Origin of the sequence: Moorena sp. SIO3H5 (assembly GCF_010692395.1) — a bacterium.
GTDB lineage: Bacteria > Cyanobacteriota > Cyanobacteriia > Cyanobacteriales > Coleofasciculaceae > Moorena.
Genome location: NZ_JAAHHS010000414.1, coordinates 1 through 6,480, shown reverse-complemented (window position 1 = coordinate 6,480; position 6,480 = coordinate 1). Strand labels below are relative to the sequence as shown.

The window sequence follows — 6,480 nt, the reverse complement described above, 5'->3', positions numbered from 1 at the left end:
TGGAGGAAGAGCTATGACTCTAGTTCGTTGGAACCCCTGGAAAGACATCAACACCCTACAACGGGAACTTGACCAGCTATTTGACCATAGTTTTGTGCCCACTACTTTGCGAGAATTTGGTCATTTAAAAAATGTTCCTGCTGCTGAACTAACCCAAACTGAAGATGCTATCACTCTGAAATTGGAAGTTCCAGGAATAGAAACCAAAGACTTGAATGTAGAAGTCACAGATACTGTTGTTGCTATCAGTGGAGAACGGAAAGAAGAAACCAATACTGACGAAAAAGGCGTCAAGCGGTCTGAATTCCGTTATGGTAAATTCCAGCGGGTAATTCCTTTACCGGTTCGGGTTCAAAATACCAAAGTTGAGGCTGAGTACAAAGACGGTATCTTGAATCTGACCTTGCCTAAAGCGGAAGAGGAAAAAAACAAAGTTGTCAAGGTTAACTTGAACTAACTCCCTGGTTAGCTCAGTGGCTGGTTAACTCAGTGGCTGGCTAACTAGACTTGGGACAATTAGTTAGCTACTGCAGTTTAGACTAAATCGCGACCTCAAAAAGCGATCGCTTGCTGAGGTTGCGATCGCTTTTTGTTTACATATATAGCAATCCGTGTCGGAATTGTGATAATTTTTGTTCCCTGTTCCCAGATCCGCTGTTCCCTGTTCCCTTTCCTATACCAGTTCTCAATGGGGTGGCGACAAAATTACCCTAATATTCAGCAACGCCGTCACTGGAGTCAATCGGAGATTTTTCTTGAGACTTATCCGGATAACTCAAATCGGCTCAGAAATACAAAAATAGTAGATGCACCTTGATAGCCATCCCCCTGCAATCAAAGCGGGGGGTTTTTTAATTATAACCATGAAACCGATGAAACCAATACTCAAATCTGCCGCAACTTCCCTAATCTTAATGATTGCTATGGTTCTATCTGCTAGCCCTGGCTCTGCGGAAACTCAAGGATTAAAGGGTAGCTACGTGGGAATTAGTAACGATGGCAGCACAATCAGTAATGATATCCTCAATCCCTTTGAGAATTTGCTGGGAATTGGCTCAAACTCAAGCGATGAAAGGATTGGTAGCATGTATCAAGGTCGTATTGATCTGCCCAATTTACCGATTTCAGTGCGTGGTGCAGCGTTTCTCTCGGGCAAAGGTCGTGCTGTAGAGCCAACAATTACCTACGATGTACCGGTTGCCAGCAACACTAACATTTACCTTGGTGGAGGCTATACCTTTGTGAACAACGAGGATATCACCACTCCTTTGGGTAATCAAAATTCAGCCGTACTGACTGCTGGTGTAGAAGCAGCAGTCAATGACTACACCATAATCTACGGCAGTGGCAGATTAAGCCTTAGTGATGAAAACAACGATACTTCTCCGGTTAAATTGCAATTTGGTGCAGGCTATCGTTTCTGAAATCTATTGCTCAATCCTAATGCTAGGGGCGCTTCCCTCGGGCCTTCATTTTAACCAAAGACGAGTCACTTGTTCCAACTGAGTGACATCCTCCTGACTCAAAGCCCAACCCAAAGCCCCTGCATTGTCTTGCACCTGTTGTGCGGTCTTAGCACCGGGAATCGGGATTACTCCATCTTGAGCAATCAGCCAGTTAAGGGCAACTTGAGCTGGTTTTCGGTCATACTTTTCCCCTAACTGACTCAGTAGCTTTACCACAGGGGCAATTTTTTCTAAACCACTTTTGCTAAAGCGGGGGTCAATAGCCCTAGCTCCAGTGGGTTTGATATAGTTATCAATGGTATACTTGCCAGTGAGTAACCCTTGAGCTAAAGGACTGTAAGCCAAAATAGTCACACCTAACTGACGCGCTTTATCAAGAATACCGTTGCTCTCAATTTTCCGATGCAACAGAGAATATTGCACCTGATTCACCGCTAGGGGTATGCCACGGGCTGCCAAGTAACTGTGAGCTTCTGCCATTTGCTTAGCGGAATAGTTACTGACACCAACTGCACCAATTCGACCACGCTTCACTTCATCAGCTAGAGCATTCATCAACGTCTGTTGGCTGATCAAGAAACTAAAAGGCATATGTACTTGGTACAGTTCCACTTGCTCGACTTGCAAACGTTTTAAACTGTCACTCAAGGCATCAGAAACTGACTGAGTGCTAAATCGCCAGGGTAAGGGAAAATACTTAGTAGCAATCTGGGCTTTCCGTCCCAGCTGCTTCATAAACCCTCCGATCAGGGATTCGGATTCTCCTAGTCCATACACCTCAGCGGTATCAAAAAAGTTAATTCCAGCATCCAAGGTTGCCTCAAATGCTTCTTTTACCTGAGTAGTGCCGTAGTCACTGCCATAGTTCCAAAACAGCTTGTCTCCCCATGACCACGTCCCAATTCCCAAGGCTGTGACCATCGGACCATCCTGACCTAACCTGATTGTCTGCATTCTCAACACTCCAGATCTTAACATTTCTTAATATTCTTTCAGTTTATCGTGGTGCAGTCAGCTATCAGCTTGGTTGAAAGTTGAAAGTTGAAAGTTGAAAGTTGAAAGTTGAAGGTTTAAGGTTTATGATTGCCTGTTTGATATTAAAGATTAACTGAACTCAGCACTAACGCGCTGACGCACTAAGGTATTACTCAAACTCACTAAAACTAAGCTAGGAAAAAATTGCTGCAATAGAAGGCTTGATTTGGGAGCCTGAAAACCTTGATTGTGCTTTGGTTGTGTAATATGGTTAGTCCTGTGTGGCGTACTTCCCAACAGCACTCTCAAACCCTTGACCAGGGGCAAGGTATGAATATAGACTCATACATCAAGGTTGAGCAAGAACAAATTACACGCTCCCGCGTGCTGTTTCATAGCATTCGCTTTGATTTAAATCAAGATATTCTTACAAAAATTAAACAAGCACAACAGAGTGGTCACGGCCTTGATATTTCCGGAAAGTTGCTTAGTGATTTACGCCATTTAGCCCTGCTCGATTGGGAAAACCGCCTCCAGTCTGGATTGACGTTTTCTACCTACTATCTACCAGTTGATCGGTCACAGGCACTGATGCGGAGTGTGATTGCCCTTGATGGAGAAATCCTTCACCAGATCAAGAGAGACTGTCTGGAGAATCCTGACTTTTGTTGTCAAATTGCTGACGCTCACTACTGGCTGATCACTCAAATCTTGGCTCAGCTACGCCTGAAACCATCACCCAACTTCCCTAAGCTGGCTTGGGGACTATCAGGGCTGATGATAATCCTGGTGATTCTGGCAGTGCTGGTAATTCCTGGTGTATTACAGCTAATACTTGCTCAACCCTGGAGATGGTTAATCATAATAGTGGGTATAGTCAGCTGTGGTCTACTTCTAGTAATACTACAATGGCTGCTACGTTCATGTTTAATCAGAATTGCGCCTTGGATGTTGCGTCAGCTATTGTCAGGTTTGCTCTCGCCCAAGCCTGGTCCTAAGAAAATTGCTAAACGTATTCTGGCATGGTTATTGCCTTGATTAGTCGCGTAGGGTGCGTTGGCACAGCCCGCCCAAAAATTGCCACAGGCTGGAAGCCTGTTCCACGCCTGATGCCTATTCCACCCACCGGGTCAAATAGCTGCCTTTTGCCTTTTGGCTGGGATGATTCATTAAGGGCAGCATTTAACCGATAATAAAAAGGTGAAGTCATATATAAACTATGTCAACAGAAGCGATCGCATCAGTCATCAATGTCTATTTTGCTAACATGGCAGCCATGAATCCAGGAGGCTGGGTAGAGATTTTTGCTGAAGATGCAGTGATTTATGACCCAGTGGGAAAGCCACCAATCAACGTCTCTGAGGACTCGGAGAAGTTCTTTGGACTACTGTCTAGCTTCTTTAACAGCTTTGACATCTCACAAGAGCAAATTTTTATTGCTGGCAATGGAGCAGCGGTAAAGTGGAGGATGCAGGTGTCTGCTAAGAATGGTCGTGAGGCTACTGCTGAAGGCATCAGTGTTTTTGAAATCAATGATGACGGTAAGATTCAACAGGTTTTGTCCTACTGGAATGAAGCAGAAATGATGGCTAAACTGAAGGGCTAATTCCTAAGTGGTGTTGGCTCCTCTGTCATCAGCAAATCAGCTGCTTTTTCGGCAATCATTATGGTTGGGGCATTCGTGTTACCACCAACGATAGTGGGCATGATTGAAGCATCTACAACTCGTAACCCCTGTATACTATGTACCTGTAAGCGCGAGTTAACCACTGCCATTAGGTCATTCCCCATCTTGCAAGTCCCAACTGGGTGATACAATGTGCCTGCGCTATCGCGGATGTAGGTCGCAATTTCGTCGAGTTGCTCGACTTGAGTTCCAGGGAAAAGTTCCTCCCCCCGAAAGGTCTCAAATGCTGACGCCTGAAGTATTTGACGACACAGCTTGATGCCAGTAAGCAAAACCTGTAAATCTGTTTGATCAGTTAGATAATTGGGCTGAATTAGGGGTGCAACTAAAGGGTTAGGGGAGGACAAACGTATATAACCCCGGCTTTGGGGATGTAACAAGGTGGCAAAGAGGGTGAAGTAGTTCCCCTCCCTTGGCTTAACGTTCTGCCTAGATAATAAAACTGGGGCAAAATGCAATTGTAGGTCAGGCTTGGTCAAATCCGGTGTAGTTTTGACAAATCCCCCTGCCTCAGCAATATTTGAAGTTAACGGTCCGCGCTTGAATAGCAGATATTTCAACAAGTTGCCAGTGGTATTGGCTCCCTCAAGGGTAATTGGTTGAGTACATTCGTAGACAACACCAGCCCATAGATGGTCTTGCAGATTTTGTCCTACTCCTGGCAAATTCACCACTACCGGAATTCCCAAAGCCTTGAGATGATCTGCTGGTCCAATTCCGGAAAGCATCAGTAGCTGAGGAGAATTGATTGCTCCCCCACAGAGAATGACCTCCCCTTGATGCCCAGAGGTTGTAGTTAATTTCTCGATCTCGGTGGCACCACTATCGAGAATGTACTCCACACCAGTGACGCGAGTTCCATCTAACAAAAGGCGAGTGACTTGAGCACCAGTGCGAATGGTGAGGTTAGCTCGATGGCGGCAGGGTTTTAAGTAAGCAGCAGCGGTACTATGACGTTTACCGTTTTTCTGAGTTACCTGATAAAATCCTACCCCTTCTGGTTCCCGACAGTTGAAGTCCTTGGTGTTTTCCAAGCCTATTTCTGTAGCTGCTTCGACAAACGCCTGAGATAGGGGGTTGGTGTAGCGCAAATTGGCGACATTGAGCGGACCATCAGTGCCATGGTATTCAGACGCTCCCCTTTCCTGGTTTTCGGCTTTCTTAAAATAGGGCAGCACCTCAGAAAAACTCCACCCCTTATTCCCTAATTCGTGCCAGTGGTCATAGTTCCAACGGTGACCTCGAATATATATCATGGCGTTGATAGAGCTACAGCCACCTAGAACCTTGCCACGAGGCCAGAACAATTTGCGGTTGTTCAGATTGCTTTGGGGTTGTGTATAGTAACTCCAATCGTATTCAGTTCTTGATAGGGCGCGAAAGGCGATGGGGATGTGAATTGACCGCGAGCGGTCTGGCTTGCCAGCTTCCAGTAGCAATACTCTAGTGTTGGGGTTTTCGGTGAGGCGGTTAGCAAGGACACAACCTGCTGAACCAGCACCGACAATTATATAGTTATAGAGCATGTTATATTTAGGCTCAAATGGAACTATTGGCTGATTTGAGTAGTTAAAATTAACATTGAGTCTATGGCGAAAGTCAATTTTTGCTTTTTGCTATGTAGCTATATTAGCTATTACTGTTCCAAAAAAAATAACCCCTGAGTCTGTTGCTGTGAGATCACAGCTCGACCAACTAAGGGGTGTCTATGGCTGAATTGCGTAAGCTATTTACTACTATCCACAGCAGCTGTATGCGTACGCGTTTTCCCAACGTTAACCAAAGAGTTAACCTTATGTATAACTTCAGGGTAAGACCAGTTGCTCAGACGTGAGGCAACTAGTATCTAGCCGGGAAACGCTTTTGAGCTGTTACACCAAAAAAATACCCCTGTCTTGTTCTGAGATAACAGACAGAGGAATTAAGGGGTATCGATGACTGAATTGCGTAAGCTATTTACTACTATCCACAGCGGCTGTATGGGTACGAGTTTTCCCAACGTTAACCTTATGTATCACTTCAGGGTAAGACCAGTTGTTCAGACATCAGACAACTAGTATGTAGCCGGGAAAAGCGTTTGAACTGTTCCAAAAAAATAACCCCTGAGTCTGTTGCTGTTAGATCACAGCTCGACCAACTAAGGGGTATCGATGGCTGAATTGCGTAAGCTATTTACTACTATCCACAGCGGCTGTATGCGTAAGCGTTTTCGGAAAGTTAACCTTAGGTATAAGTTGATCGTAAGAGGAGTTGGTGAGACTATCGGCAACTAGTATGTAGCTGGGACAAGCCTTTGAGCTGTTCCAAAAAAATAACCCCTGAGTCTGTTGCTGTTAGATCACAGCTCGACCA

General features: G+C 45.0%; 8 protein-coding genes. 5 read left to right on the top strand and 3 right to left on the bottom strand.

Annotation, left to right across the window (positions count from 1 at the left end; all coding sequences use genetic code 11):
- Positions 1-13: 13 nt before the first annotated feature.
- From F6K52_RS29885 to F6K52_RS29875, 3 genes are all read left to right on the top strand, one after another.
- Positions 14-457 carry an Hsp20/alpha crystallin family protein gene (locus F6K52_RS29885; RefSeq protein ID WP_293087366.1) on the top strand — a complete coding sequence of 148 codons (444 nt, stop codon included), beginning with the start codon at positions 14-16 and terminating at the stop codon, positions 455-457.
- A gap of 165 nt (positions 458-622) precedes the next feature.
- Complete coding sequence (locus F6K52_RS29880; RefSeq protein ID WP_293087365.1) at positions 623-817, top strand: hypothetical protein; 195 nt, start codon at positions 623-625, stop codon at positions 815-817.
- Between the two features lie 55 nt (positions 818-872).
- Complete coding sequence (locus tag F6K52_RS29875) at positions 873-1,424, top strand: outer membrane beta-barrel protein (protein ID WP_293087362.1); 552 nt, start codon at positions 873-875, stop codon at positions 1,422-1,424.
- Between the two features lie 45 nt (positions 1,425-1,469).
- Here the strand turns inward: F6K52_RS29875 and F6K52_RS29870 are convergent, their stop codons facing one another.
- On the bottom strand, positions 1,470-2,420 hold the full coding sequence (locus F6K52_RS29870) for an aldo/keto reductase (RefSeq protein ID WP_293087358.1): 951 nt from the start codon (positions 2,418-2,420) through the stop codon (positions 1,470-1,472).
- Between the two features lie 264 nt (positions 2,421-2,684).
- On the opposite strand from F6K52_RS29870, the gene F6K52_RS29865 reads away from it, so the two are divergent.
- Positions 2,685-3,479 (top strand): hypothetical protein, encoded by a 795-nt coding sequence (locus F6K52_RS29865; protein ID WP_293087354.1) that lies wholly within the window; start codon positions 2,685-2,687, stop codon positions 3,477-3,479.
- Here F6K52_RS29865 and F6K52_RS29860 read toward each other — a convergent pair.
- Complete coding sequence (locus F6K52_RS29860; protein ID WP_293087351.1) at positions 3,448-3,651, bottom strand: hypothetical protein; 204 nt, start codon at positions 3,649-3,651, stop codon at positions 3,448-3,450. The two genes, F6K52_RS29865 and F6K52_RS29860, sit on opposite strands and share 32 nt — an antisense overlap.
- 9 nt (positions 3,652-3,660) lie before the next feature.
- Here F6K52_RS29860 and F6K52_RS29855 point away from each other — a divergent pair, with 9 nt between their 5' ends.
- Positions 3,661-4,047, top strand: a complete 387-nt coding sequence (locus F6K52_RS29855; protein WP_293087348.1) for a nuclear transport factor 2 family protein — start codon at positions 3,661-3,663, stop codon at positions 4,045-4,047.
- Here the strand turns inward: F6K52_RS29855 and F6K52_RS29850 are convergent.
- Positions 4,044-5,654 carry a choline dehydrogenase gene (locus F6K52_RS29850; RefSeq protein ID WP_293087345.1) on the bottom strand — a complete coding sequence of 537 codons (1,611 nt, stop codon included), beginning with the start codon at positions 5,652-5,654 and terminating at the stop codon, positions 4,044-4,046. The genes F6K52_RS29855 and F6K52_RS29850 overlap by 4 nt on opposite strands.
- Positions 5,655-6,480: the final 826 nt, after the last annotated feature.